This window comes from Lysinibacillus sp. RU7, from assembly GCF_057837305.1.
On record NZ_JBYQFK010000002.1, the window covers coordinates 12,302 to 37,459 of the forward strand.

The 25,158-nt window shown below is 37.0% G+C and carries 24 protein-coding genes and 1 pseudogene; all 25 read right to left on the minus strand.

From position 1 onward, the window contains the following. Window positions 1–213 precede the first annotated feature (213 nt). The 25 genes and pseudogenes from AC3II9_RS01795 to AC3II9_RS01915 all read right to left on the minus strand — a co-directional run bounded on the left by AC3II9_RS01795 (window position 214) and on the right by AC3II9_RS01915 (window position 25,082). Window positions 214–1,119, minus strand: a complete 906-nt coding sequence (locus tag AC3II9_RS01795) for a methyltransferase domain-containing protein (protein WP_489152775.1) — start codon at window positions 1,117–1,119, stop codon at window positions 214–216. Window positions 1,120–1,343: 224 nt separating this feature from the next. Then, window positions 1,344–1,970, minus strand: a complete 627-nt coding sequence (locus AC3II9_RS01800) for a pseudaminic acid biosynthesis-associated methylase (protein WP_489152776.1) — start codon at window positions 1,968–1,970, stop codon at window positions 1,344–1,346. A 165-nt stretch (window positions 1,971–2,135) separates the two neighbouring features. Beyond that, entirely contained in the window at window positions 2,136–3,272 is a 1,137-nt protein-coding gene (gene pseC, locus AC3II9_RS01805; protein ID WP_489152777.1) for a UDP-4-amino-4,6-dideoxy-N-acetyl-beta-L-altrosamine transaminase, read from the minus strand. Beyond that, the gene (gene pseI, locus AC3II9_RS01810; protein ID WP_489152778.1) at window positions 3,269–4,315 is read right to left on the minus strand and encodes a pseudaminic acid synthase; all 1,047 of its coding nucleotides are present in this window, start codon (window positions 4,313–4,315) and stop codon (window positions 3,269–3,271) included. The genes pseC and pseI overlap by 4 nt, the downstream gene beginning before the upstream one ends. Continuing rightward, window positions 4,312–5,268 carry a UDP-2,4-diacetamido-2,4,6-trideoxy-beta-L-altropyranose hydrolase gene (gene pseG, locus AC3II9_RS01815; protein WP_489152779.1) on the minus strand — a complete coding sequence of 319 codons (957 nt, stop codon included), beginning with the start codon at window positions 5,266–5,268 and terminating at the stop codon, window positions 4,312–4,314. The genes pseI and pseG overlap by 4 nt, the downstream gene beginning before the upstream one ends. Window positions 5,269–5,270: 2 nt before the next feature. Continuing rightward, a complete protein-coding gene (locus AC3II9_RS01820) occupies window positions 5,271–5,993 on the minus strand; it encodes a cytidylyltransferase domain-containing protein (RefSeq protein WP_489152780.1) in 723 nt (240 codons plus the stop codon). After that, window positions 5,990–6,385: a VOC family protein gene (locus AC3II9_RS01825; protein ID WP_489152781.1), complete on the minus strand. Its 396-nt coding sequence runs from the start codon at window positions 6,383–6,385 to the stop codon at window positions 5,990–5,992. Before AC3II9_RS01825 ends, AC3II9_RS01820 begins: the two co-directional genes overlap by 4 nt. Window positions 6,386–6,388: 3 nt before the next feature. Further along, a complete protein-coding gene (locus tag AC3II9_RS01830; RefSeq protein WP_489152782.1) occupies window positions 6,389–8,056 on the minus strand; it encodes an HAD-IIIC family phosphatase in 1,668 nt (555 codons plus the stop codon). Window positions 8,057–8,125: 69 nt separating this feature from the next. Next, a complete protein-coding gene (locus tag AC3II9_RS01835; protein WP_489152783.1) occupies window positions 8,126–8,338 on the minus strand; it encodes an acyl carrier protein in 213 nt (70 codons plus the stop codon). 4 nt (window positions 8,339–8,342) lie between these two features. Further along, window positions 8,343–8,891 carry a GNAT family N-acetyltransferase gene (locus AC3II9_RS01840; RefSeq protein WP_489152784.1) on the minus strand — a complete coding sequence of 183 codons (549 nt, stop codon included), beginning with the start codon at window positions 8,889–8,891 and terminating at the stop codon, window positions 8,343–8,345. A gap of 778 nt (window positions 8,892–9,669) precedes the next feature. Continuing rightward, window positions 9,670–10,551 carry a class I SAM-dependent methyltransferase gene (locus AC3II9_RS01845; protein ID WP_489152785.1) on the minus strand — a complete coding sequence of 294 codons (882 nt, stop codon included), beginning with the start codon at window positions 10,549–10,551 and terminating at the stop codon, window positions 9,670–9,672. Between the two features lie 44 nt (window positions 10,552–10,595). Continuing rightward, complete coding sequence (gene pseB, locus AC3II9_RS01850; RefSeq protein WP_489152974.1) at window positions 10,596–11,567, minus strand: UDP-N-acetylglucosamine 4,6-dehydratase (inverting); 972 nt, start codon at window positions 11,565–11,567, stop codon at window positions 10,596–10,598. Between the two features lie 753 nt (window positions 11,568–12,320). Further along, window positions 12,321–13,433 (minus strand): annotated as a pseudogene (locus AC3II9_RS01855) (motility associated factor glycosyltransferase family protein); the annotation flags it as partial. A 14-nt stretch (window positions 13,434–13,447) separates the two neighbouring features. Beyond that, window positions 13,448–13,792, minus strand: coding sequence for a DUF8042 domain-containing protein (locus tag AC3II9_RS01860; protein WP_489152786.1), 345 nt, complete (start codon window positions 13,790–13,792; stop codon window positions 13,448–13,450). Window positions 13,793–13,905: 113 nt separating this feature from the next. Beyond that, window positions 13,906–15,612, minus strand: a complete 1,707-nt coding sequence (locus AC3II9_RS01865) for a flagellin N-terminal helical domain-containing protein (protein ID WP_489152787.1) — start codon at window positions 15,610–15,612, stop codon at window positions 13,906–13,908. A gap of 149 nt (window positions 15,613–15,761) precedes the next feature. After that, window positions 15,762–16,583 carry a flagellin N-terminal helical domain-containing protein gene (locus AC3II9_RS01870; protein WP_489152788.1) on the minus strand — a complete coding sequence of 274 codons (822 nt, stop codon included), beginning with the start codon at window positions 16,581–16,583 and terminating at the stop codon, window positions 15,762–15,764. A gap of 138 nt (window positions 16,584–16,721) precedes the next feature. After that, on the minus strand, window positions 16,722–18,551 hold the full coding sequence (locus AC3II9_RS01875; protein ID WP_489152789.1) for a flagellinolysin: 1,830 nt from the start codon (window positions 18,549–18,551) through the stop codon (window positions 16,722–16,724). 542 nt (window positions 18,552–19,093) lie between these two features. After that, window positions 19,094–19,312, minus strand: coding sequence for a carbon storage regulator CsrA (gene csrA, locus AC3II9_RS01880; RefSeq protein ID WP_489152790.1), 219 nt, complete (start codon window positions 19,310–19,312; stop codon window positions 19,094–19,096). Next, window positions 19,313–19,756, minus strand: coding sequence for a flagellar assembly protein FliW (gene fliW / locus AC3II9_RS01885; RefSeq protein WP_489152791.1), 444 nt, complete (start codon window positions 19,754–19,756; stop codon window positions 19,313–19,315). Window positions 19,757–19,770: 14 nt separating this feature from the next. Continuing rightward, entirely contained in the window at window positions 19,771–20,337 is a 567-nt protein-coding gene (locus AC3II9_RS01890; RefSeq protein WP_489152792.1) for a DUF6470 family protein, read from the minus strand. A 45-nt stretch (window positions 20,338–20,382) separates the two neighbouring features. Further along, complete coding sequence (flgL, locus tag AC3II9_RS01895) at window positions 20,383–21,747, minus strand: flagellar hook-associated protein FlgL (protein WP_489152793.1); 1,365 nt, start codon at window positions 21,745–21,747, stop codon at window positions 20,383–20,385. A gap of 49 nt (window positions 21,748–21,796) precedes the next feature. Continuing rightward, window positions 21,797–23,536 (minus strand): flagellar hook-associated protein FlgK, encoded by a 1,740-nt coding sequence (gene flgK / locus AC3II9_RS01900; protein ID WP_489152794.1) that lies wholly within the window; start codon window positions 23,534–23,536, stop codon window positions 21,797–21,799. A gap of 78 nt (window positions 23,537–23,614) precedes the next feature. Continuing rightward, window positions 23,615–24,121, minus strand: a complete 507-nt coding sequence (locus AC3II9_RS01905; protein WP_489152795.1) for a flagellar protein FlgN — start codon at window positions 24,119–24,121, stop codon at window positions 23,615–23,617. 15 nt (window positions 24,122–24,136) lie between these two features. After that, on the minus strand, window positions 24,137–24,397 hold the full coding sequence (gene flgM / locus AC3II9_RS01910) for a flagellar biosynthesis anti-sigma factor FlgM (protein WP_489152796.1): 261 nt from the start codon (window positions 24,395–24,397) through the stop codon (window positions 24,137–24,139). Between the two features lie 268 nt (window positions 24,398–24,665). Further along, window positions 24,666–25,082: a TIGR03826 family flagellar region protein gene (locus AC3II9_RS01915; RefSeq protein WP_489152797.1), complete on the minus strand. Its 417-nt coding sequence runs from the start codon at window positions 25,080–25,082 to the stop codon at window positions 24,666–24,668. Window positions 25,083–25,158 lie beyond the last annotated feature (76 nt).

Here is a 25,158-nt window from a genome sequence, read left to right on the forward strand (position 1 = left end):
AATTTAGTAAAATAGCTGCCAGTCGTTTCTAATTTCAATGCAAATAACGCCTCCCTATTCATTTAGGTTAGCGTTATTTGTTGTTTCTAGAAGTGTATACGTACCCGCTTATTGAACCATCCCTGTATACAGCTCTTGCTCTAGGTTCCATTTGAGTAGTTGCAGAAGAAACAATAGAAGGTTCTTTGTATATGCACCTGGTGCAAAAAATTACTATTCCAACATTTTGGTAGCAACAATAGCATTATTACTTAGCAAACACGGAATCCCATCAATAATTGGATAAGCCAATAAGCTTTCCCTAGAATAATAACATCCGTTTTCTAACGTTATCTTTGTTTTAGTAATTGGACAACATAAATCATATTCTGTTTTCAAAACATTCCCCATTTTTTCTATAACGATAATATTAGCTGGATTTAGTGGATTTACATCATTTTCTAAAGGTTCGTTTAAAATTATCTTATACCCTAATTCCTCAATACACTGCTTTAACCCCTTAACATATCCTAATTTCTCCATTCTTTCTTTTGCTTCCTCGCTAGCATTTTCGTAACAAGGTTCCACCAAAACTACATACCTACTAGAAATACGATAGAGTTCTTCAATAGCCTCTTTTTCTTTGCCACCATTTGGCTCTAAAGCATGGACTGTGTATACCAGTTCGATAGAGTTGTCTGCTATAGGTAAATTAAAAAGATCACCAGTAAATAATACAGGTTTGTGATTTCCAACCCCTAAATTTTTCAAATGAAGATTTGCATATTTGATTCTCGACCAAGATAAATCTAACCCTAGTACTTTTTTGGGTTTATAATTAAGTGAATTAAGAATTTCACCTAAGGATGTAGCTTCTCCAACACCTACTTCAATGATACTCTCACAAGCTTCAAGTTCGTTATTCAAAACACCAATTAATTTCTCTAAATGCTTCTTTTTCTCAAATGCATTCTCGTTGTAAGCTTTTGTATATGTACCTGCTTGAAAATCATAACTTATTAAAATATCTTCTAAAGAATTCCCCTCTGAATCGGAAAGACCCTTGAGATAATTTGTAATATTTACATTTTGTTCTGTATATAAATACTTAATTCTGTTTAATAAACCTAATTTGTCCAAGGTCATACCCCCTAAATAATTTGATATCCAGCACTAAATGTTTTTCAAGTATCGTTGCACCTAAGGCTATATTTGCTACTGTATATCGTGTATACTCAATGCAGAAAATATTAAAAAAGTGTCAATGAAGGAGTATATCCATTTTGACAAATCGTAGTTTTTTAGTTTAAGGGAGCGAGCGATAATAAAATTAATTGCGTCTGCCCCCAGTGCAAAAAATACAATTATTTTTTCTTTAATAAAAACCAAGTAGAATCATCTTGTGGGAAATTATGATCTCTATGATAACTAAATCCATAATCCACCAGTTCTAAATCAGGATATGTATCTAATAATTCACCGGCAAAATCTCTTTTAAATAACTTATCCTCATGTCCACGATAATGCACTGTTACAGGTGTTGGATTATAGTATTCTACGACACAAATATATTTGCTTGAAGCAGAATATAATTTTTCGTATACATTTTTCAGCTCATCAGGATTAATATGAATTAATACGCCTTTAATTAAGATGAAATCAAAAACTTCCTTTTCATTAAAATCTAAAATTGACATTGGATATAATTTCCCATCATTTACACGCACTACATCTTTTAAAATCTCTCTTGCTTTTGGATTTATTTCTATCGCTGAACAACTCATCTGAGGAAAAATTGTTTGAATCGCTCTTAAATTCAATCCGATATTTGCACCAAACTCTAATACTGTATTCACTCCCTGTGTTTTCCCTAAGATATTAGAAAACAAGTGAATATTACTTGCTAAAAACTTATTTGCTGTATTTCTTTCTACATATTCATCTCCAAATTGTCCATACCAAAAATTCTCTTGCTCTGTTTTAAACTTCATCGTGAAACACCCTTCTTCTTATAAAATTAAATATCTTCTGATAACGCTCTTCATCGGTGAACTGTTAATCAATCTGCATTATTTTTACTTGTATAGAAAATTTCATCAAATCGTAATTTATCATCTATATATTACCTCGATAGCCATCAAGAAAATTCTAGTTGATTAATAACAATCATCTCTTAGGTTCAGGAGCAAACTTTCAATAATAAATCTTATACTTTCATTCGTTAACCCCGGATGCACTGGCAACGTTAACGCCTTCTCATACCAAGCTTCAGCTACAGGACATAGCCCATACTTGTAGCCTAGCTTTTCGTAATATGGATGCCAATATACTGGTATATAGTGTACATGTACGCCGATATTTGCCTTGCGCATTGCATCAAAAACTTGCTTGCGATCCACATTTTCAAGCTGCACCATATATAGATGCCAACCAGATTCCGTGTTAGCTAGTTGCTTCGGTACTATGATTCCGTTAACATCCTCAAAAGCCTCTGTATACATAGCTGCAATTTCCTGACGACGTGTGATAAATGCATCCAGCTTCTTTAGCTGTGACACGCCAAGTGCTGCCTGCAAATCCGTCATACGATAATTATAGCCAAGCTCCCTCATCTCATAGTACCAGCCGCCCTTTTCAGCTGAATAGGGTACCTGCTCAATGCCGTGGCTGCGAAACTGTAACATCTTCTTATAGTACTCTTCATTGTCCGTTACAATAATACCACCTTCTGCAGTCGTCACCGGCTTTACTGGATGGAAGCTAAACATCGTCATATCGGCAGTTGTCCCTACCTTACGACCTTTATATGTTGCGCCTAGTGAATGTGCGCCGTCTTCAATCACAACAAGATTATGCTCTTTGGCAATAGCCATAATTTCATCGATATCAACAGGCTGTCCCGTGAAGTCAACAGGAATGATTGCCTTTGTCTTCGCCGTAATATTATTTTTGATTTCCTGTGGAGCGATATTATAAGTCACTGGATCAATATCGGCAAATACAACTGTACCGCCTACATAACGTACACAGTTGGCACTAGCTGCAAATGTAATCGGACTTGTAATGACCTCATCACCTTCACCAATTCCCGCAGCATAGCAAGCACCATGTAGCGCAGCCGTACCATTACAGAATGCCACTGCATACTTTGTCCCTACATAATCGGCAATGGCTTGCTCAAATTCTGCAATTTTTGGTCCTTGTGTTAAAAATGGTGAACGAAGTATTTCAATGACAGCTTGAATGTCTTCTTCATCTATTTGTTGACGACCATAGGAAATAAATTCATTCATAATAATAGCTCCCAGCTAAGTGGTGTTCCTTTTTTTACATCTTGTTTGATCGCTTTACCTAATACCAAATCAAAATATTTCGTAGGTAATCCTAAACCTGGACGGACATTACGTATATTTTGTTCTGTTAGAATGTCCCCAGCCTTTAAATCTTCTCCAATATATAAAGAACGGCGGAATTTTGTAGAATCCTTTTCAGCGTTTGTCGGTCCATAGCTTACTTTCCCTATGCTTTGCCAAGCACGCTCCGTCTCCTCAACTAACATTTTTAACTCATGTGGTTCCATTGAAAACGCTGAATCTACACCACCTTCAGCACGGGAAGTTGTAAAATGCTTTTCAATGACAGTTGCCCCCAATGTTACTGCTGCAACTGATACACCAACACCCATAGTGTGATCCGATAGTCCGATTTCAGTTTCAAATAATTCACGCATATGTGGAATTGTAGCTAAATTTGAATTTTCAGGCGTTGCAGGGTATGTGCTTGTACATTTTAAAAGAATTAATTGATTATTCCCTTCTGCTTTAAATGTACGCACAGCTTCATCCAGTTCAGCTGCTGTTGCCATCCCTGTAGAAATAATTGTAGGCTTACCTGTACGTGCTACTTTGCGAATTAACGGTAAATCAACATTTTCAAACGAAGCAATTTTATATGCTGGTACATCTAATGTTTCTAAAAAATCGACTGCTGTTTCATCAAACGGTGAGCTAAATGCTATTAAACCTAGCTCTTTTGCTTTATCAAAAATTTGTTTATGCCACTCCCAAGGTGTATACGCTTCTTTGTATAAATTATAGAGTGAATTGCCCTTCCAAAGATTTGTATCGTCTTGAATGAAAAACTCATCTGTATGTACATCTAACGTAATCGTATCGGGTGTATACGTTTGTAATTTTAATGCATCCACACCTGCTTCAGCGGCTAACTCTACTAAATGTAAAGCACGCTCTAAAGACTGATTATGATTACCTGACATTTCTGCAATAATAAATGGCTTTGTATGTTGACCAATCTCTTTATGTCCAATTTTTATCATACGTTCAACTCCAATATTTCGTGCAGCCATGCATTTGGCTGCTTATTTGCTGTCAATTGAAGGCCTTTTTTACTCATGCCTTCAATTTTTAAATTTGTTAATAAGTTTTTATACGTTTCAACAGTCACCTGTTCATGCCAGCCTAAATTTATAATTACACCTAGGCTAGCTGCATATTCAGTCGGTACACTTTGATTATCGGCAACAATTGTTGCACTTGAAGGCAAACCAACATAACAACGCTCCCACATTGTGGACCCGCCGGCGCCAATCGCAAAATCAACCTGTTGCATCAGACAAGCCATATAGTCAATTTGGCAATGGTAATGGTAGCCTTTCGTTAAACAAATCGTTTGTACTTGTTCCTTCATCGGATTACCATTTCCGACAACTACATCAATATGCTCAAATGTAAATCTATCCAGTGCCTTTAAAATTTTCATCGTTTCATTTGTAGGGTCTGTTCCACCCATAAATACGAGCAAACGATTAACTTGAGTTGTCCGCTGTCTTAGCTGCTGTCTTGCTTCAATAAACTCATCACGCATAATCAAATATTTTGGACCGAGTAGTTTTACACAATGCGCTGGCACTAGTCCATCATAGCGTGTCTCATAGTGCGGCACAGCATTTTGGTCGAACAATATATCACAGTCATGCTCACGTGCTAAATCATCGATGACAACTAACTTTTTCGTATAAGACCGGATCATCTGCTCCCATTCAATACCAAGTCCATAATGATCAACGATATACGTGTCAGCCCGTTCAACATCTGTACAATTTTCAAAGCCTTGCTGTGTGACAAAATCGATTAAGTTGCCTTCAAGATTTTCCATCCAAAATTTCACATAACAACCTTCAGCACGTAGTTTTTTCGCCACGGTTAAACAACGCATGACGTGGCCACTACCAATTTTAATAGAAGCATCCGTTCGAATCACGACCTTCATCTTTACACCACCGGTTTTTGCTCAATATGCGCATTTATTTTCGCCACTTCCGGCGTCTCTTTTAAATATTGAATCACATCCACACTCGACACAAGCGGATTATTAAAATACTTCGCTACTTCTACAAGCATTGCATAATCTTCCTCTGTATCCAACGTAATACGAAGCTCAGATGCTTGGCGATTTGCTGGTGCTTTATACGTCGCCATTTCAAACTGCTCCTTAAACTCATACGCATAATACGTCACATGCTCACGATGACGTGGCTCCCGACCAACCTCATGAATACGAAGAAGGGCCTCATACGAAATTAACTCCACCGCTAACCCACGCGGTAATTCGCCTTCTAATAACACGACATCCTTACGTTCCTGTTCCATCAATGCCACAATCTCACTTGCCATCTCATAATCGACAAACGGGCAATCAGACGTCACACGCATCACATAGTCAGGCTTATACATTTTTGCACATTGCACGTAACGATCTAGCACGTCATCCTCTGACCCTCGGAAATAGGCTACCTGATGCTTCTTACACCAAGCAACAATTGCATCATCCTGAGGTAATGTACTCGTCGCAACGATTACTTCACTAATCCCTTTAATCGCTCGACAACGCGCGATATCATACGTCAGTACATCTACATCACCAAGTGGTTTTAAAATTTTCCCTGGTAAGCGGGACGAGCCCATTCTTGCTTGTATGATTAATATTATTTTCATAAACTATCCTCTAGCAACTCAATTAAAGTATTATTTTTTAAATATAAAAATGCAATCCTTCTATTGTTAAACGCCACAGCTTCGACTGGATTTACTACTAAAATAGCTTTATTATTTACTAATCTTTCAATTTCATCTTCAAGATTTGAAACAATAAAACATTGGTGATACATTTTAATTTTTTTTTTCAAATAATTATTTATCGGCGAATTTTCGTTTAATGCTTCTAATAGTTCTATTCTAAAAGGACCATTTTTCATAAAGAGTCCACGTACATTTTGAGTAAAATCTTCAAAAGAAGGACCTTCAACTTCAAACCCTAATTGTTCATATATTTCAACTTCTTTTTTAATTTCTTTACAGGCAATACCTATGTGATGAAACACATACATAAACTATCTCTCACTTTCAAAATTAATATCAAAGATTAATTTCTCTGTCTTTTGTTCTAATTTCGAAATCACTTCATCTGTATTTTCCCCATTTATACTAGCCAACCAATCGAAAGAAGGCCTATTTCTCGGTCCCTCTTTCATTTCAAAGGAAACTGGAAATACATTAGCGTCATTTTTTAAGATATTTAACAATGCTATATCTTCTACAAATCTCCCTAGTGCTCTACAACTAAAGACTATTTCTTTAAAAGACATAAAATTACTTTCTTTTTCTATGATAATTACGCCAATAATACCACTATCATTCAGTTTATCACTTAACGTTATTGTATAAATTTCATAAGAGGAATTATTGAATAATTCTTCAATTTGAGCTAACTGATACCTCTTCAAAGATACATTAAATTGATTTGTTTTATTACTTAGCTCAACTATTCTTTGGATATGACTAGGTTCATTTTTAAAGATGCCAATCTTCATTTCCAACTCATTTAAATATTGTATCCCATCTTTTTTAATAGACTCTATCCTTGTTTGATTGGCAATTAAATCAAGTTGTCTTTTTTCAGATAATGTATCCTTATATTTTGAGAAAAGATACGGATAATTGTTCAATGCTTCGAAAGTTCCCTCTGCTTCTTGATCGGCTAAAATTAAATGCAAGTTGCTCAGCGTATTTTTGACTGATAATAGCTCCGCAGGATTGTCATCAATGAACAAGGCAGCTGACGAATCAATATTGACTTTCTTTAAAATTGTTGATATATTTTCAGCTTTCGTTTTCCAATTAGCCTCAACAAATACAAAATCCTTTAAATCCATCCCTTTTATAATATTTGCTTTAAAGAGCTCTTCGACATCCTTCATTTCATTTTTAGAAGCAATCGCTAGCAACACACCATTATTTTTTATCTTCTTTAAAAGAATATGTAGTTTCCTGTGATAATCATTCACTTCTAAATTTTCTATCCCATCTTCTCCTAAAATCCCTTTATATAAAGTATTATCTAAATCAACAATTATCAATTTAAGTTTAGGTGCAATAAATGAAGTAATAAGTTGATTCACTAGATAGCGAGAGATTATTAATGAAAATTTATTGGAAAAAGGAAAGTTACTTAATTCATCATTTCTTATATCATAAGACGAACTCCCAACATAACTAGCCAAATAATTTATATCAATAATTTCTATATTAGGAAATTTATTTTTCAGGTTGAATAGTTGATAGTTCAGCTCGTAAATGGTATTTCTTTCTTCAACATCAGCAGCTAGTTGCATATTTTCAACACCGAAATTACTGGGCCAGTTATTAATTAAAACAGGAATACTTATATTCTCTAACCTTTTCTCTAACCAAATTAAAATATCTGCCACGGTCATCGTGTTTAAATATAAGCGCCAATCCAACCAAAGAATATATATATCTGCTGACACTCCACCCAAACTACTTAACGAATTATCATAATTAGAATACATCACATTAAACTGCCTATTAATGTAATGCCCAAATGATTTGAATGAGCCTTCTAAAAATTCAAATGGCAATGTTCTTTGAACATAAATATTTAAAATATCGCCTTCTTTAATTTTAGCTGATTTTAAGCTTCTAGCATTCATATTTTTTGATAAATATAAACTTTGATTATGAATTATTTCTTCAATCATACATATGCTCCTTATATTTTTATAAAATTTAAGTCGAACAAGCTAGTGCTTACTCGACTTATAATCTAACTATTTATTTTTCAATAACGTTATAATTGAATCTATATTTTTTATACTAGCCACTTCATTAGAGCTAAATCGAACATCAAATTCTTCTTCAATTTCCATTATTACTTCTAAATGCTTAATAGAATCCCATTCAGCATTCACTTCTCTATCTAATAGCTTCTCATCATCTACTTCTAGAATTTGGAATAGTAATTCTTTTACTTTTTCATTCATAATTTCAGCTTCCTTTAATTATATCTATTTGAGGTTTATACTTTTCAAACTTACCCCTTGTTTCAAACCAATTTTCCTTAGTTATCTCATATAAATAGACATCATGCCAATTATTATTCTTTAGTATATGCTTTTCTAAAATACCAACATGTCTTACATTATATTTTTTTCTAATTCTTTGGATTGAATCATTAATATCCATCACTTCACATATAACTTTTTCTAAACCCATTACTTCAAACGCATAGTTATAAACATAAGCATCAATAAATGCACCTAGCATTAAATAGTTTTCATCGCCTATATAAAAATGCCAAATGGCTCTTTTATTATGTCGATCGATTTCACTATAGGAAACTACACCTATTAAGACTTCATTAACTTCCATAACAAAATATTTACTACTTGTTTCCACTTGAATTTTTTCAAACCACTTTTTTTGTTTCTCCATATCATTTTCTACATTTGTAAACATTACCTTTGTGACATGGGGTAACTGTCTCCAAAATAGAATTTGTTCCAGATGTTTTTCCTCAATTGGCATCCATTTCATAAATTCACCATCTTTATAATTTATCCTACTCGAATACAATATATGATATGTTAAGAGATAATGGGGACCTTTGTAATGTGTAATTGTTAAGTCCTAACACTTCCATAACCGCTAAAGTTTCTCCTGGAAACATTGCATAATTTAATTCATCAAATACTAAAATGCTTCCTTTAACTAATCTCGGCTTAATCTGCTCTAAACATACTTTAGTAGGCTCATAAACATCAAAATCAAAATAGGCTAAAGCAATAATTGTTTCTGGATGTTCATTTATATAGTTCGGTAGAGTTTGAGTAGCATCTCCCTTAACTAATTCATATTTTTTCGTATGACTAATAGGACTTTCTAACTTATGATAATCTAAAACGTTACTTAAATACGCTTCGTAGTTTTCAGTAACTTTATAATCACCAACATTTAAATCTCCATCGTGTGCATGTACACTTGGGAACCCTTCAAATGTATCGAACCCAATAATTTTTCGTGTATAATTGTAGGGTCATACATCCCTCTAAATGATTCAAACAGGGCTAAATTTTGACACCATCTTACACCAAATTCCATTACCACACCATGCGTATTGATAATTTGTTTGTAAATATCATGGATTGCTAAAATTCTTGATAAACTTTGTCGGTTGATATATAAACCTAAATTTGAAAGACGTTCATCTTCTTTTATTGGGGAGTTAATAAACATTTTATAAAAATTCGATCTATTATTAATTTCTTTGCTATTCGATTACACTTTAACCTTAATCAAAAAAACACCTCTTAAATTATTTCTGTCTCTCAAAGTAGCTTAAAATATTTCTACCTAAGCCCATTTGCGCTAAAATTGTATAAATATTCACTAATTTTTCCATATCAGTATCATTTAAATAATTTTCAATTTGCACGCGTTTATTATGCAAAGATTTTCCGATTTTTTTATCTTCAATATAATTCGAATTGGGGTCAAGTAAATTTAAATCAATTGGATAATCAGCAACTGTTGTAAGTCTATTAAAGCCATGTGCCTTACAAAGTTTACTTAAAGACGTATCCGTAAAATAACTAATATGATCTGGAGCAGCTATCCAATATTTATGCTTAACTAATTTTCTTTCCATTAAATCTGCCTGTAACTTTGAGAAATCATTCGGTACTTCAATCATTAATATCCCATTATCAGCTAACAAACCATGAACTAAATCTAAAACATTCCCCGGGTCTAATACGTGCTCTAAAATGTTATCCATTAAAATCACATCATACTTCTTCTTACTTTGAACAAGCTCTTTTAGATTTTCAATTATTTCACCCGTTTTCAAGTTATGTAATTGATCTTCATTTTGAGTTAACACCCCATGATTGCTATAATCAATCCCTGTAACACACATACCTTTCTCTTCAAAAAACTTTAAGGCGTAACCTTCTCCACATCCAACATCTAAAAAGGTCTTCCCCACTAAATCTTGTTGCATTAGTTTCTTCAAAACAAATTCTTTTTGAGCTAACTTATTTTTTAAGTAAGTTAAATCTTGTAATGAATATTCCTTTTGATAAAGGCTAGATTCTTCTTGATAATATTTTTTTGCGTAATATTCTTGTAACTCATGTTCAGAAGGCTTATTTTCTATTTCAAAATAGCCCATTTTATTTTGTTGAATTCTATACACTTATTTCACAGCTCCTATTTTTAATGCTGTCTTATATACAATGATTATATTTTAACAATTAAATTCTTAAGTTCTTCAATAGAAAGCCAGTCACTATTATTATCACTTGTATAAGCAAAACCTTCTGATAATGGTTTCCCGCCCATTAACTCTGTAGTAGACCACCAAGAAAGCTCAGGTTGAATCACGTAATATGTATCAAACTCAAGTGTATGCCTCGCATCATCTTCCATAATCATCGCCTCATGTAGCTTCTCGCCAGGACGAATACCGATGATGTCAATTTCACATTCAGGCGCAATTGCTTTGGCTAAATCCATGATATTCATACTTGGAATTTTTGGCACAAAAATCTCGCCACCTTGCATACGCTCTAAGTTATCTAACACAAATTGGACACCTTGCTCTAATGTTATCCAGAAGCGCGTCATACGTTCATCTGTAATTGGCACGCGACCAGTATGCTTGATTTTTTTAAAGAAAGGCACAACACTGCCGCGACTTCCAACTACATTACCGTAACGCACAACAGCAAAACGTGTTTTCTTCTCCCCTACGTATGCATTCGCGGCTACAAATAATTTATCTGATGCTAATTTTGTCGCACCGTATAAGTTTACTGGCGAACACGCTTTATCGGTAGAGAGTGCGATCACCTTTTCAACACCACGATCAATTGCGGCTTCAATAATATTTTGAGCACCGTGAATATTCGTTTTTACCGCTTCAAATGGGTTATACTCACACGCATCTACATGCTTCATGGCTGCAGCATGAATGACGATATCTACACCGTCAAACGCTCGATATAAACGGTCTTTATCGCGAACATCACCAATAAAGAAACGGATACGTTCATCTTGGAATTCCTGTTTCATCTCGTATTGTTTTAGCTCATCTCGGCTGAATACAATAATTTTTTTCACATCTAATGTTAGTGCTTTTTGGATGAATTTTTTACCGAAGGAACCTGTACCACCTGTAACTAAAACTGTTTTATTTTTTAAATTGCTCATCGTGTAACTTCCTTCTGATTGTTGAGAATCGACTTTTTTTGTCTTATTTAAATCATATTTCACTTTTTGCATAATTGGAAATAGTATTTCCGTATTTTCATAGACACTTCCTAAATAAGAATAAATAATATTGATAAATTTCTCTGCTTTTTTTCGTGGCTGTTTTTCTTGCTCTACTAATTTATAGTGGCGCATAAACTTTTCATTTTGAACTACAATAGCGGGTTTAATAATAAATTGATGGCTATGTGATTCAACTACTTTTATAAAATTTTTAAAAAATTCTCGAACTAAATCATCTATTTTCGAATAAATATTTGCTTCATATTTCTGCTTAATTTCATTCGCAATTTTCACTGACTTATCGATATTCTTCATCATACGAGTATAATCATCAAAAAGCTTATTGAATTCTGCTATACCATCATCATATTCTACCTCATCAATGACCCAATCATTTTTAACAATATTTTTCTTTATCAGTAGTGTTTCTTTTACTGTTTTCAGCGTTATATGTTCTGCACCTTCAATATGCGCACCCTTTTTAGTCGTATTAATAACCTTTCCCTGACTGTACATTTTAATAATTCGTTCTAAACCTTCTTTCATGTCTAAGAAGCCTTCATTCGTGTACATATCATTTCCGTCTACATCTTTTGTTAAAATTCTATTTTTTAGCTCTTGCTCGTTTAACCCGTTATATCCACGAGCCAATTCTCCGCCATCGCCATACACCACATCATTTAAATAGCCTAAGTTTTGTCCGGCTAAAATAATAGGATCCATTTTTAATTTTTTGGCTACTTGTAACGTCATTACCGCGATTGATGGTGAATCTACAATTATTTGGTGTTCTTTGACATCAAGCAAATTCGTAGCTATCTTATCTGCACTTGTTATCATATGTACTTGCTTTGAAGGATAATCGATAATCGATTCAAAACCAATCGAGCTCCCAAAAACAAGTGGTAAGTTCATTAGGTTTTGTTCCTTTATTTTAAGCAGAACTTTTTGGTTGGCTTCCCCTGGGTCATACGAAAATACTGCATCTGGAATGATATGATGGTGTAATAATACGTTTACACCTGATCCGACAGCAAAAAGATAGGCCGAGCCTTCTTCTTTAATTTTTCGTATTTCTTCAATTTCTTCGTTTAATGAAGGACCTGCCGCAACGATGATAACAGGCTTATTTTCAAAAATTTGTTGGTACTTTTCTGTAATGATATTCGAGCTTTTTAAAACTGATGGATAATTTAATAAAGAGTTGGCAATCCATCTTCTTTGAAACACAATATTTGTTACTAATGACCGTTTAGATGATTTTAAATTATCTACCAATTGTTGCTTCGTGTTTTTAATTTCATCTTCATATATGCGTAAATAACTCGGCCAAATTAATGTAGCTGTCATTTCAGAAAAGTTTTTCGCCATTTGCTGAGAATTTTGCACTTCTTCTAATTTCGTAAAGATGGTTACGATGTTTTTAGGTAGCTTATGCGTAGACACATAATTATGTAATATTTCAATATTTGGCTCGAATAGCGTTACTTTTAGCTTTGGATATTGTTTTAGTAGTTGTTCTAGATGATAGCCTAATCCAATACCGATAACAAAAATATGCTTTGTTTGCGTTAAATCTTCTACACTATCTACATAAGATTGAACTTCCTTTTTCGGATTGTACTTACTATGAATATAGACAGGTTTTCCATCTTTTAAAATGGCTAGTGTAGGTTCCCCTTGACGTGATGGCTCCACAATAATTGTAGATGATTCCTCTCTATTTTCTAATTCTACTAATCGATTGTATACTGCATTATTTAAACTTCTAAGTATCGCTCTATTATCTACAAGCATGCACATAACTCCCTAATGTTTTATTGTCTAAATACCCATTCACTGGCACTCGAAAATACGGGTTTAATTTCGTATTCAAATAGGTCGGCAACTAATGTGAAATCCTGTTCTTCAATAGCATTATTAATCTCAGTCATAAACTCTGTTGCTTCTGAGATGCGACTATTGATGTGAAAGCCTTCATTTGCCAATATTTCTTCCACCTTCAACAACCATTCTAAACCTTCTGCAAAGTTGGCAATAGATTGAAATGCATCTGCTAATTTACCCGTACGTAGATTATTAGAAATTGTCTGGCATCCTTCTCCCACTTTACTTATGTATTCGTAATATGTATTTTTTACTTCCTCTATTTCAATCTTCATGAAATGTCACTCTTCTCTTATTTATTTTCTTTCTTTATATCGACTAAACAAAAAAAACCTTAATACAAAAAGCCACCCCAATTTTGGGATGGCTTTTGCATTACTTATTAGGATTAACCTAATAATTGTAATACACCTTGTGGCTGTTGGTTTGCTTGTGCAAGCATTGATTGAGCCGCTTGCGTTAAGATGTTGTTCTTCGTGAATTCCATCATAGATGCAGCCATATCTGTATCACGGATACGAGATTCAGCAGCTGTTAAGTTTTCAGAAGATGTACCTAAGTTGTTGATTGTGTGCTCTAAACGGTTTTGAACAGCACCTAGCTTCGAACGTTCTGCAGATACTTTTGTAATCGCATCATCAAATGTTTTAATCGCTTTTGCAGCATCTTCGTGAGTTAAAACATTTAAAGACTGCTCTTTAATTTCACTATTTGTACCGTCAGTTACGCCAAATTTCTCATCAGTACCAGTTGTTGTAATGCCTAAAGCCGCAGCACGCATATCCTCTAATGATACAGAAATCGCTTGATCTTTATTGGCACCGATTTGGAATTTAAGAGCAGCATCTTTTGTCGAATCTGCAACTCCTTCAGTAATTGTCTTAGTAGCTGATGTAGTTTTTAATTTAATAGAAGTTTCTCCTACGGCTGTTATACCACCAGCTATGTTAAAGTCAAACTTCAATCCTTGTTGGTCATAAGTAAACTGTCTTCCACTACCTGCAGCTAATTCAGCTGCAGCATATTCAGTTTTTTGGACAGAGTTACCACCGTTCAATAATTCCACCGTTACTTTACCAGATGCGAATGAAAGTTTCACTTCATCTACATTTTCTGGGAAACCTGACCCTACTGCAAAGTTAATAATCTCTGTGTCCGAAACCGTTGCACCTGAATTCACAGTACCAGTTGTGGCACCTAACGCGATTGTATCTGTAGCTAAATCAATTGTTTGTGATGTAGCATCTCCATCTAACTTAATAGTAGCTGATTCACCATTTTTCCAGTTCGCAACTTGATCTTTCGTTAAAGAGAATGAAACGCCATCCAGATCAAAATTATAATTTCCACTTGCATCTGCAGTCATCGTTTCATCACTTAATGCAATCGTTCTACCACCAGTATCAGTAGCTGAAATGGAAACTAGCATTTGGCCTGAAGCATCTTTCGTGATTTTAATTTCGTTTTTTACACCCGAAGTTGTTGTATCTAAAGCACTCCAGTCTAAACCATTTTGAGCTGAACCTGAAATCTTTACTGTAGCACCTGAGCCAGTAACTTGTTTGCCACCCGAAGACCATGAAATCGCATTTTCACCAATTGTATATGACTTCGCATCTGCTTGAATTACCGTTTTTGTTACTGCATCAGAACCAGAAACTTTCGCAGTTGCTGAAAGTTCACCATTAACTAACTTCTTCGTGTTGAACTCCGTTGTATTACCAATACGGTTGATCTCAGACGTTAATTGGTTGATTTCTTTTTGGATCTCTTCACGGTCGCCAGTTGTGTTTGTATCGTTACCAGCTTGTACAGCTAATTCACGCATACGTTGTAAAATTGAGTGCGTTTCGTTTAATGCACCCTCAGCCGTTTGGATTAAAGAAATCCCGTCTTGTGCGTTTTTAGACGCCATGTCAAGACCACGGATTTGTCCGCGCATTTTTTCAGAGATTGCTAAACCAGCAGCATCATCGCCCGCACGGTTGATTTTGTACCCTGAAGATAATTTTTCTAACGCTTTTGATGTTTGCGTGTTGTTAAACGCTAAGTTACGGTGCGTGTTTAACGCAGAGATATTATGTTGAATTCTCATAATAGAATTCCTCCTTGAATTGTTTTTTATCATTCCACGTCCGTGTGGAACGTGTGTCGCTAAGGTGCACCTTAGCCTTACACACTATATATCGTACCCTCTAAAAAATGTTTAATAGTTTTTTAAAGATTTTTAAAGATTTTTTAACTTTAGCTTAGCAGCTGTAAAACACCTTGTGGCTGTTGGTTTGCTTGGGCTAGCATACTTTGTGCGGATTGTGACAAAATATTGTTCTTCGTCAGCTTTATCATGCTACTGGCCATATCTGTATCGCGGATGCGGGATTCTGAGCTGGTTAAGTGCTCAGCGGCATTGCCTAGATTTAATGCGGCATGCTCCAAGCGATTTTGTATCGCCCCTAAATACGAGCGTTCGTTGGAGATAAATTCGATGGCTTTGTCGTAGCTCGCGATTGACGCAGAAGCGCTTTCGTATGCTGTAATATCTACTTCAGCGATACCTAGCTGCTTGGCTGAAATATTCGGTAACTCCATCGTAATCGATTGTCCTGCATTGGCTACGGCCTGTAGCTTTACCTGTTTGTCATCCCATTCATCTTCCTGTAACGGCTTTAGTGTATTGAATTCTGTGCGAAGGGCAATATGATCAATTTCGTCATTGACTTGCTCTAGCTCTTTTTGCAGCTGCTCACGGTCAAACGCCGTATTCGTATCATTCGCCGCCTGTACCGACAGCTCACGTCCGCGCTGTAGCATCGCGTGAATCTCGGTCATTGCACCCTCTGCTGTTTGCACCATACCGATTGCATCCTGTACGTTTTTGTGTGCCATGTCGAGTCCACGAATTTGCCCACGCATTTTTTCTGAAATCGCTAGTCCTGATGCATTGTCAGCAGCACGATTAATCGATGAACCGGAAACAAGCTTTTCAAATTCACTAGCTCCCTTTGTTTTATTGGCATTTAAATGGCGGTATGTGTTGAGTGAGCCAATATTATGTTGGATTTTCATAAATATTCCTCCCCTAATATCGTGTACATACTCTCAATTATACCAACTAAAAAATAGATTAGAATACAAAAACCTACATTTTTCTATGTATGATCTACAGAAAAATGTAGGTTGTCGTTCTTTAGTAACTCCATCTTCTTAGCCTAAAAGCTGTAAAATCCCTTGTGGCTGTTGGTTTGCCTGACCCAGCATACTTCGAGCAGCCTGTATTAATATATTATTTTTTGTAAACTTCATCATTTCAGCTGCCATATCAGTATCGCGGATGCGAGATTCTGCATTTGTCAGATTTTCTGCTGCTGTGCCTAGGTTATGGATTGTATGCTCTAGGCGGTTTTGAAGGGCACCAAAATTAGAACGCGCAGATGAAATAATACTAATTGCACGGTCAAATGCTGTAATGGCTACAGTCGCCTCTTCATGTGATGTCAGTTTTTGATTGGCAATACCTAAATTTTCTGCAGAAATATTATACGTTTCCATCGTGAGCGATTGTCCTTTGTTTGCCCCAATTTGGAATTGCAGCGTCTCTCCTGTACGAATAGAGTCGATTCCATCACTCAATGCTGCTGGATTCTTTTCTGAAATATTTAAAGCCTCTTTGTACGTAGAAGCATGCCATTTATACGTAAACATCGTACCCGATTCTATTGGATTTGGCGTGTCAGGTATAATTCCCTCATCACCTGATCCATAGGTCGTACCATTAATTGTTTTACCTTCTAAAATACTGCCTGTTTCTGTTATTTTTGCCGGGTCAAAGAGGTTTAAAGTCGCGACAAAGTTCTGACCATTAGTCCCTTTAAAATCTGTCATAAACTGTGCATTAGTTTGGCCGATATATGTTTGCATGACATCATCAAACGTAGCACTAGTTTGGGTTAAAGCATTCATAAAGTCTTTTATCGTATTCGATGTACCGTTCGCTGTATTATAGTCATCTATCTGTTTTATTAAATACTTAGAAGCTAAATAACCTGCTGAATAACCCGGTGAATCTGTTGCTGTTTCCGTTAAGTTCAGTAAACTTTGAATAACATCCGCTTGGTCTGTTGCAGATAAAGTTGCATAATTAGCACTCTTTGATGTTACTGCAATATTGTTTAAATCTCCGCGGACACGCTCATTCGCACCTGCTACAAGCTCTGCCATCCCCTCTGAAAACCAAAATGGGCGATCTGTATTACTAATACCTGCTCCAGACATCACACCATGTACCATTTCATGCGCAATGATTCTATCAGAGGCTACCCACAATGGCGTGTCGCTAAAAAAATCATCCTTATCGATATTTAATTCATAAGGATACCCTTTTCCAGTAACTGAATCATATTTTGACCATACTGAGGCTACCCAACCTCCTGCTCCGCCATTATCATATTTCACTTCAATTTCATAGGGAGCTCTTGTTGTTAATCCAAATGCATCTGTTACGGCTTTTTCAGTTGTTCTAATGACATGTCCTACTAAATCTTCTGTTAGTTTACGAATACGTGGATCAATTAAATCCCCAATATCATCTAATTCTTCCAATTCCCCTAACGGTGGGAGATCAGATGTTAATAACTTTTTTGTATTAAATTCTGTACGGCCCGCTAAGTGATCAATCTCTGCATTTATTTGCTCAAGTTCTTTTTGTAGCTGCTCACGGTCAAACCCTGTATTCGTATCATTTGCCGCCTGTACTGAAAGTTCACGTCCACGCTGTAGCATCGCATGAATTTCCGTCATCGCACCTTCTGCTGTTTGCACAAGAGAGATTGCGTCTTGTGTGTTTTTAGCAGCCATATCTAACCCACGAATTTGACCACGCATTTTTTCTGAAATGGCTAAGCCAGCTGCGTCGTCACCTGCACGGTTAATTTTGTAGCCAGATGATAGCTTTTCCAATGATTGACTCAAATGATGGTTCGATATACTTAGTGCACGATACGTATTAATTGATGCAATATTATGCTGTATACGCAATGTAGCTCCTCCTTTACTTAAATGTTTTTCGAGAATACTTTCTCTTTCATTTTAATCGACTAAAATACCTAATTTTAAATATTAGAAAAACACATTTCGCGCGTATAAATTATACATTTTCATCTAATTTTATAAAAAAATAACAAGTTTTCTCTGTTCCAACTCCAAAATTCCTAGTAAACTAAAATGAGAATACATTACTAACCGTTATTTTAATCGAAAATGGTTTGTAAGGGGAGTTAAACTTTACATAATTTAGGTAAAATTTTCTTAATCTTAGTAAAGGGGACAACAGTTTGAAGAAAGATGATCGCTTTTCCAATGGTTGACTCAAATGATGATTCTATATGGTTAGTGCACGATATGTATTGATTGATGTAATGTTATGCTGTATACGCAATGTAGCTCCTCCTTTACTTAAATGTTTTTTGCGAATAAATTCTCTCGTTTTAATCGACTAAAATACCTAATTTTATTACCTTGAAAAACTTATACTTCCTTATCCAACTAAAAAAGCAAACAGCCACTAGCTGCTTGCTCGTTTATTTCTTCTTAAAGTTTTTCAATAATTCGATTGATACATTTGTCGCTTGCTTATTTTGCTCTTGAATGGCTTCGAATATCTCTGAGCGATGGACTTTGACTGTTTTTGGGGCTACGATACCTAATTTGACCTGCTCGCCCTCAATCGCTAAAATTTTAACCTCAATCTGGTCGCCAATCATGATAGACTCGCCTTTTTTTCTTGATAGCACTAACATTTACTTCGCACTTCCTTCCAGTTCTACTAGAGGCTGCTTTAGTGGATATTTACTACTATCTTGTAAAATAATTTGCTTGCCACATTTTTCATTGATATTCAATACAACAGGTGCTAGTAAGTTTAATGTTGAATTTGAAATAGAATCATTTAATGTCACAATAGAATACGTTACAATTTCCTGTTCATTCTCAACCTGTAAATCTTCCTTGTCCTCTTCACTTAAATCGAAAGCGTAATCTGGCTTGAAGGCAAAAGGATATGCTAGTACAAAACCTACCTCTGCATCCTCCGTCGATTGTAATAAAAGAAACGGCGAATCCTGCTCGATTGGTAAAATAACAAATGAGGTTAATGTAGGAAATCCAGGTAGGCCATTTGTAAATGTATAGATTTCTTTATCCTCTACTTCTACCTCACCTAAAAATTTCGTTTCTACTAACATTACTTCCACTCCTTCTAAGCTAGCACATCTATGCTAACACTTGGTCTTTCTACCATTGTCCCACTTACTTTTCCTGGTGTATAGTCGATTATTGGCTTGTTCACTTTATTTTCGATTTTCGGTTTTTGTGCTTCGATATTTATATCTGTCGTACCAGGTGTATAGTCGATTTTGACAGAGCCGATTGATGGCACAAACCTAATATTATATGGACCTGGTCGTTTGACGCCGTGGTTTTGAGCGGCGATTTGTTGGATGACCTGCCCCTTTTGACCTTTACCGGCGCTATTTTTCATCTGTTGGCCTTCACGTGCACGACGCGCCAAGCCTTCTAGCAAGGTTTGCTGTGCTTTTTGTGCCATGTTTTCCGTTGATTCAAGCGGTCCGACCTGATTTAAATCGCGGCGTGCCTGCGTGGCGTCGATTTTGAGCTGACCGTCTGTCGTCTTAATTTCTAAAATGGCAGCTGGCTGCTCAATTGTTTGCGTCGCATGCGGCTGCTTGATTTTTTGCACTGGGTCCTGCGTGCTGTAGTTTACCTTAATATCCGTCGTCGTAATTTGAATTTGTGGAATGCGCACGTGTATGCCTCCTTTCAACAAAAGCACTTGGAAAATGCCACGCGCCTAACGCATAAAGTCTACTAAAGTCTGTTGAATAATTTTCGCGCCAACAGATAATGACGCCTGATGGATTGATTCTGCTGTCGTCATTTGCGTAATGGCCTTGGCATAGTCGGTGTCTTCGTTGTTCGACATTTGCTTTGTGACCTGAATCTCTTGAATATCTAGCCGGTTGATCATGAGCTCTAGACGGTTTTGACGTGCACCGACATCAGCACGCGCATCAAGCACGATTCCTTGTAGCACACTTAAGTCGTCCTTTTTGTTTTGACCAGATGGATCGACGACGCCCCCCAGTAATGACTGGATATTATCGTGGTTTGGGTTTTTCTCTGGATCTAGCGCAGCTGATACGGTTTTCATCAGCTGATCGAGACGCCCAAAAATCTCAGCTCCTGGGAAGTTACCATTTAACTGAATCCCGTCGAACACTTCCATACGTACTTCCTGCGTACCCGAATTGACTGTTAACTCAGTTACAGTTGGTTCAAGTGGAATGCGGTAAACGACCTTTTTTTCAACTGTTGTCGCTGTTGCCGTCGTAATCGTTACCTTGTTTGGGTCAGCTGGATCTTTTACTTCCGTCACTCCCACAGGTGTAAGTGGATTTGCTGGATCTCCTGGATTTGCTGGAGGTACCGGATTCGGTATTGGTGCGTCCTTTGAAAGCTCTACTTCAATGTACGAAACAGCCTGTAAAGGGTCAACTTGCTGCCCCTTTAAATCCTGAAACTTTGTATTTAATATGCGGTCGGTTACTTTAGTAATTGGCGGTGTTAAAGCAGCTAACGTCGCGTCGATACCATCATCAGAAATTTTTTTTAAAAACGCCTGCTGTGCGGTAGAAGGTCCCGTACCTGTAGCAGCTGGATCTGCTAAGCTTGCATAATGTTTACTAATTACCTCTGGGGGATAATACGCCACATCCACAAACAGCGGCTGTAGTGTGTTTGTGCCTGTGAAAATAGATTTCTCGTTGAGACGCGTGTTGCCTAAATCGCGTATTTGCTCGCGTAGCTGATCGATTTCAGCTTTGATTTTTGCACGATCATCCGCTGTATTTGTATCGTTGGCCGCCTGCACGATTAATTCTCTAACACGTGTCATCGCCTCGCCGACCTGTCCTAGTGTTTCGTCTGTCGTATCGAGCCAAGATGTTAGCTCGTTTGTATTGCGCTTAAATTGGTCAATTTTGTCGAGCTGTGTACGATAGGCCATCCCCTTTACTGCGATGACTGGATTGTCGGACGGACGACCGATGAGTTTACCTGATTGAATTTGCTCCTGTAGCTTTGCCATTTTGCCATAGCTCGTATTTAAATTTCGTAGTAAGTTACTAGATAACATGGACTGTGTGACACGAGTCATGTCTAAAAACCCCTTCCTGCTTTCTAGGTTATGAGTAGTGTTAAACGGTTTATAAACCTACACGGCCCATTCCGTTAATAATTTTTTCTAAAATTTCATCGACTACCGTGATCATTCGCGCATTAGCGTTGTATGCCTGCTGAAATGTAATCATATTGGTCATCTCTTCATCTAGTGAGACCGAGTTCATCGACGCACGGTTGTTTTCAATCGCCAGCTTCAGCGTACCTGAGTTGTACTCAAGACGCTTTGCTTCCTGACCTTTTACAGCCATATCCCCGATAATCCCTGTGTAGAAGCCTTGGAAAGTCGCGCCGTCTAATGATGGAGACACTGCCGGTGGTGTCCCATCCCCTTTAGGATCATTAAAGTTAATCTTATTCCCTAAAATGGTTACTTCTTGGCCAGACATACTTAAAAATTGTAAGTTCGCTAACTCTGTCGCCCATTTACCGTTCCCTTCCTCAGCTGAACTTGATGAAGCGGCGATTTTTTTAGGATCTTTAATATTAACTGTAATCGTTTTTGCGTCTGTTCCCGTAAAGAAATCCCCACCCTTTTTCGTAACCGGCGTTGTTGAACCGGCTGATGGCGTATCTGGCTCTAGCGTGTAACCATTGCTGTGCATTGTATTGAATGCTGAAATAAGTGCTCCTGCTAGTCTATTTAACTGAGCTAACATGTCCGGATATAAGCCAGTCGCTACTGGGTTGTTATTTGCATCTAAAATTGGAGCACCTGCTGTATCTGTTGCTGCATAACCGTATGAATTGATTAGTGATAAAAGTTTACCCTTTGATGGCTCGAACTGTCCTTGAGTTACTTCGATTCCCGCTGCTCCTGTTGGTGGTATTGTAATTGTTCCTGGAATTCCCGCTGCCGTTAACTCAGTCAGCAGTGGCAGTTTATCAGTTGCCCACCCAACAGCCATATTCGTAAATGGGGCATGCGGCTCTGCATTAGTAATCGGGCCCGTTGCATCATTTATAGAAATATTTGCATAGTCTTTACCATGTACTAAAATGATTGATTCGCCCGTTTGCGTTTTAAAATAAACGGTCATGCTACCTTCTGACACCGGGCTCGCTTTACCACCTGAAGGAATGTTTTCGATTGATACCGGTAAATATTCATTTAACTCGTCAATCAGTAAGTCACGTGCATCGTATAAGTCGTTCATCACGTAACCATTCGGCTCCATAACCATAATTTGTTCATTCACGGCTGCGATCTTTTTCAGTAATGAGTTGATGTCCTTTGTCGTTACGTCAATTTCGTTCCCTAAGTTCCCTTGGATTACCTCTAGCTGTTTATAGTTATAGTTAAATGCATCAGCCAATGCTTCAGCCTTTGCAATCGTTACGCTACGTGCTGCTGAGTTTTCTGGGTTGGCTGCTACGTCCTGTAGCGCTTTCCAGAAGTCATTGAATGACTGGTTAATTCCAAACTCTGACGGCTCCGATAAAATATCCTCCACTTGGTTAATGGAATTTAATCTAGACTCCCAGTAGCCAAGCTTGTTGGATTCTTGACGGAATTGACGGTCCGTAAAATCATCACGCATACGTTGAATGCTCGTCGCTTCTACACCCGTCCCTAAATGCCCTGGATAAGTTGGTGAGTTCAGACCTGGATGTGGATATCCAGGTGTCGCTTGCATGTTTACACGCTGGCGTGTGTAGCCTTCCGTGTTAGCATTTGAAATATTATGCCCTGTTGTATAAAGGGCTGATTGTTGTACAAACAAGCCTTTTTTGCTTGCTTCTAACCCCATAAATGTAGAACGCATGGCGTTTCCTCCTTATGTAATCCGTATAAAGGATGTATTTTCCATTAAAAGACGTATGCGATTAAGCATACGTCCTACTTATGCTTGTGAATTGTAGTATGACTTTTTAGCAATATTTGCTTCACCGCGCACTTCTGCACCCGAGTAGTTAAATGTACTTGCTTGTTGACGCTGTGGTCGCAGCATATCTAATGTTAAATTGACAAATTGCAGCGATTGAAATACAAGCTTTTGGTTTAAGTCATTTCGGTTCTTCAGATCCGCTAGTAGTGCTACTAATCGTTCACGTATTTCCTGCAAAGCCTGCTTCTCAGCCCCATCAGCTGCATCGATCACTTGTGCGACAGTCGGTGTGCCAGTAAAAGCAATTCCCTTTGCTTGTAGGTAATCCGTTACCATCTTCTGACGCTGTTGCTCCAGTGTTTCAATCGCTGCTACATGAACCTGTTCCGTTTTTAACATGTCATGCAGTTGCTCCATGTCGTTGGCTTTGATGAAATCTGTTTTTTTGTTCGCTAATTCCAGTAAGCTTTTATGCATTCTTTCAAGCTTCTCAAGTGTTGAAATAAGGTTTTCTACTGACACGTAGCATATCTCCTTTTACAAACGATAATATTTCAGCATATCTTCCGCGACTTTACGTGCATCCACCTTGTACTCACCCGATTCAATGTCAGCCTTTAACTGTTGTACACGTTCTGCACGAGCGTCTGTATATTCTGTTGTTACTTTCATTCCTTTTGCTGCAGATGAAATTTCTAACTTATCAGCAAATGATTGTCCTGCTTTATTTGTCTGTACAGGACGATTTGCTTTGTTATATGGATTAATATTGTTTAAGCCAATCCCAGTGATTTTCATTAGTCCTTCCTCCTCCCACCATTTTCTTGTCTATTTTCTATTTCGGTCACTTCCGACAAAAGTTAACGTACTAAATAAAAAACCTTTAAAGCAACTAGTACTAATGTCAGCAAAACACTTAATACGCATTGAATAGTAGTATAGCATACGAAATTAGTAGTCCTTAAAACCTACATTACATTCCCCACTTGATTGTAAAAACTTCCCCTATCTTTACCCTGATATAAATAAAAACCAGCCCCCTTTTTTACAGGAAGCTGGCTATTTCTTACTTTTTCTTATTGTCTGAGTGATACGTTGCGCGGTCTTGCTGTAGGATGCTGTCACGGAATTCCTTTGCTGCCTCAAATGTACGTAAATCTGATTGTAGATCTTCCGTACATGTATCACAAAGCTTCCCTTTATTCGTTAACCGTCCACAGTTATCACATGGATAGCCTAAGTTCGGGAACATCGCTCTATGTAAACGTCCCTTTTTCACCCATTTATATAAAAGGTCGCGGTCTACCCCTGTTGCTTCTTCGATACGATCAATCGTCGCCGCACGATTTTCACGTTTTCGTAAAAAGCGGTAAACGATTTGATACAGATCTTCTTCCTTTTGCGAGCAACTATGACAAACCTCGCGTAAGCCTGTGTAATTGAAAAACCCTCCACACATTGGGCAATTACGTAATTCCGCCATACCAATCCCTCCAATTTTCCGTTCATTCTATGAATATATTATACACTACAAACAATTATAGCAGTAAATCCTTTTC

What these genes read in the sequence shown, in the direction of transcription:
- AC3II9_RS01870 (WP_489152788.1), bottom strand. Translation starts at nt 16,583, where the DNA reads ATGAAAATCCAACATAATATTGGCTCACTCAACACATACCGCCATTTA.
- AC3II9_RS01865 (WP_489152787.1), bottom strand. Translation starts at nt 15,612, where the DNA reads ATGAGAATTCAACATAATATCTCTGCGTTAAACACGCACCGTAACTTA.
- AC3II9_RS01830 (WP_489152782.1), bottom strand. Translation starts at nt 8,056, where the DNA reads ATGATTGAAGAAATAATTCATAATCAAAGTTTATATTTATCAAAAAAT.
- pseB (WP_489152974.1), bottom strand. Translation starts at nt 11,567, where the DNA reads ATGAGCAATTTAAAAAATAAAACAGTTTTAGTTACAGGTGGTACAGGT.
- AC3II9_RS01820 (WP_489152780.1), bottom strand. Translation starts at nt 5,993, where the DNA reads ATGAAAATAATATTAATCATACAAGCAAGAATGGGCTCGTCCCGCTTA.
- AC3II9_RS01800 (WP_489152776.1), bottom strand. Translation starts at nt 1,970, where the DNA reads ATGAAGTTTAAAACAGAGCAAGAGAATTTTTGGTATGGACAATTTGGA.
- flgK (WP_489152794.1), bottom strand. Translation starts at nt 23,536, where the DNA reads ATGCGTTCTACATTTATGGGGTTAGAAGCAAGCAAAAAAGGCTTGTTT.
- AC3II9_RS01915 (WP_489152797.1), bottom strand. Translation starts at nt 25,082, where the DNA reads ATGGCGGAATTACGTAATTGCCCAATGTGTGGAGGGTTTTTCAATTAC.
- AC3II9_RS01860 (WP_489152786.1), bottom strand. Translation starts at nt 13,792, where the DNA reads ATGAAGATTGAAATAGAGGAAGTAAAAAATACATATTACGAATACATA.
- pseG (WP_489152779.1), bottom strand. Translation starts at nt 5,268, where the DNA reads ATGAAGGTCGTGATTCGAACGGATGCTTCTATTAAAATTGGTAGTGGC.
- csrA (WP_489152790.1), bottom strand. Translation starts at nt 19,312, where the DNA reads ATGTTAGTGCTATCAAGAAAAAAAGGCGAGTCTATCATGATTGGCGAC.
- flgL (WP_489152793.1), bottom strand. Translation starts at nt 21,747, where the DNA reads ATGACTCGTGTCACACAGTCCATGTTATCTAGTAACTTACTACGAAAT.
- AC3II9_RS01825 (WP_489152781.1), bottom strand. Translation starts at nt 6,385, where the DNA reads ATGTATGTGTTTCATCACATAGGTATTGCCTGTAAAGAAATTAAAAAA.
- flgM (WP_489152796.1), bottom strand. Translation starts at nt 24,397, where the DNA reads ATGAAAATCACTGGGATTGGCTTAAACAATATTAATCCATATAACAAA.
- fliW (WP_489152791.1), bottom strand. Translation starts at nt 19,756, where the DNA reads ATGTTAGTAGAAACGAAATTTTTAGGTGAGGTAGAAGTAGAGGATAAA.
- pseI (WP_489152778.1), bottom strand. Translation starts at nt 4,315, where the DNA reads ATGATAAAAATTGGACATAAAGAGATTGGTCAACATACAAAGCCATTT.
- AC3II9_RS01840 (WP_489152784.1), bottom strand. Translation starts at nt 8,891, where the DNA reads ATGAAATGGATGCCAATTGAGGAAAAACATCTGGAACAAATTCTATTT.
- pseC (WP_489152777.1), bottom strand. Translation starts at nt 3,272, where the DNA reads ATGAATGAATTTATTTCCTATGGTCGTCAACAAATAGATGAAGAAGAC.
- AC3II9_RS01835 (WP_489152783.1), bottom strand. Translation starts at nt 8,338, where the DNA reads ATGAATGAAAAAGTAAAAGAATTACTATTCCAAATTCTAGAAGTAGAT.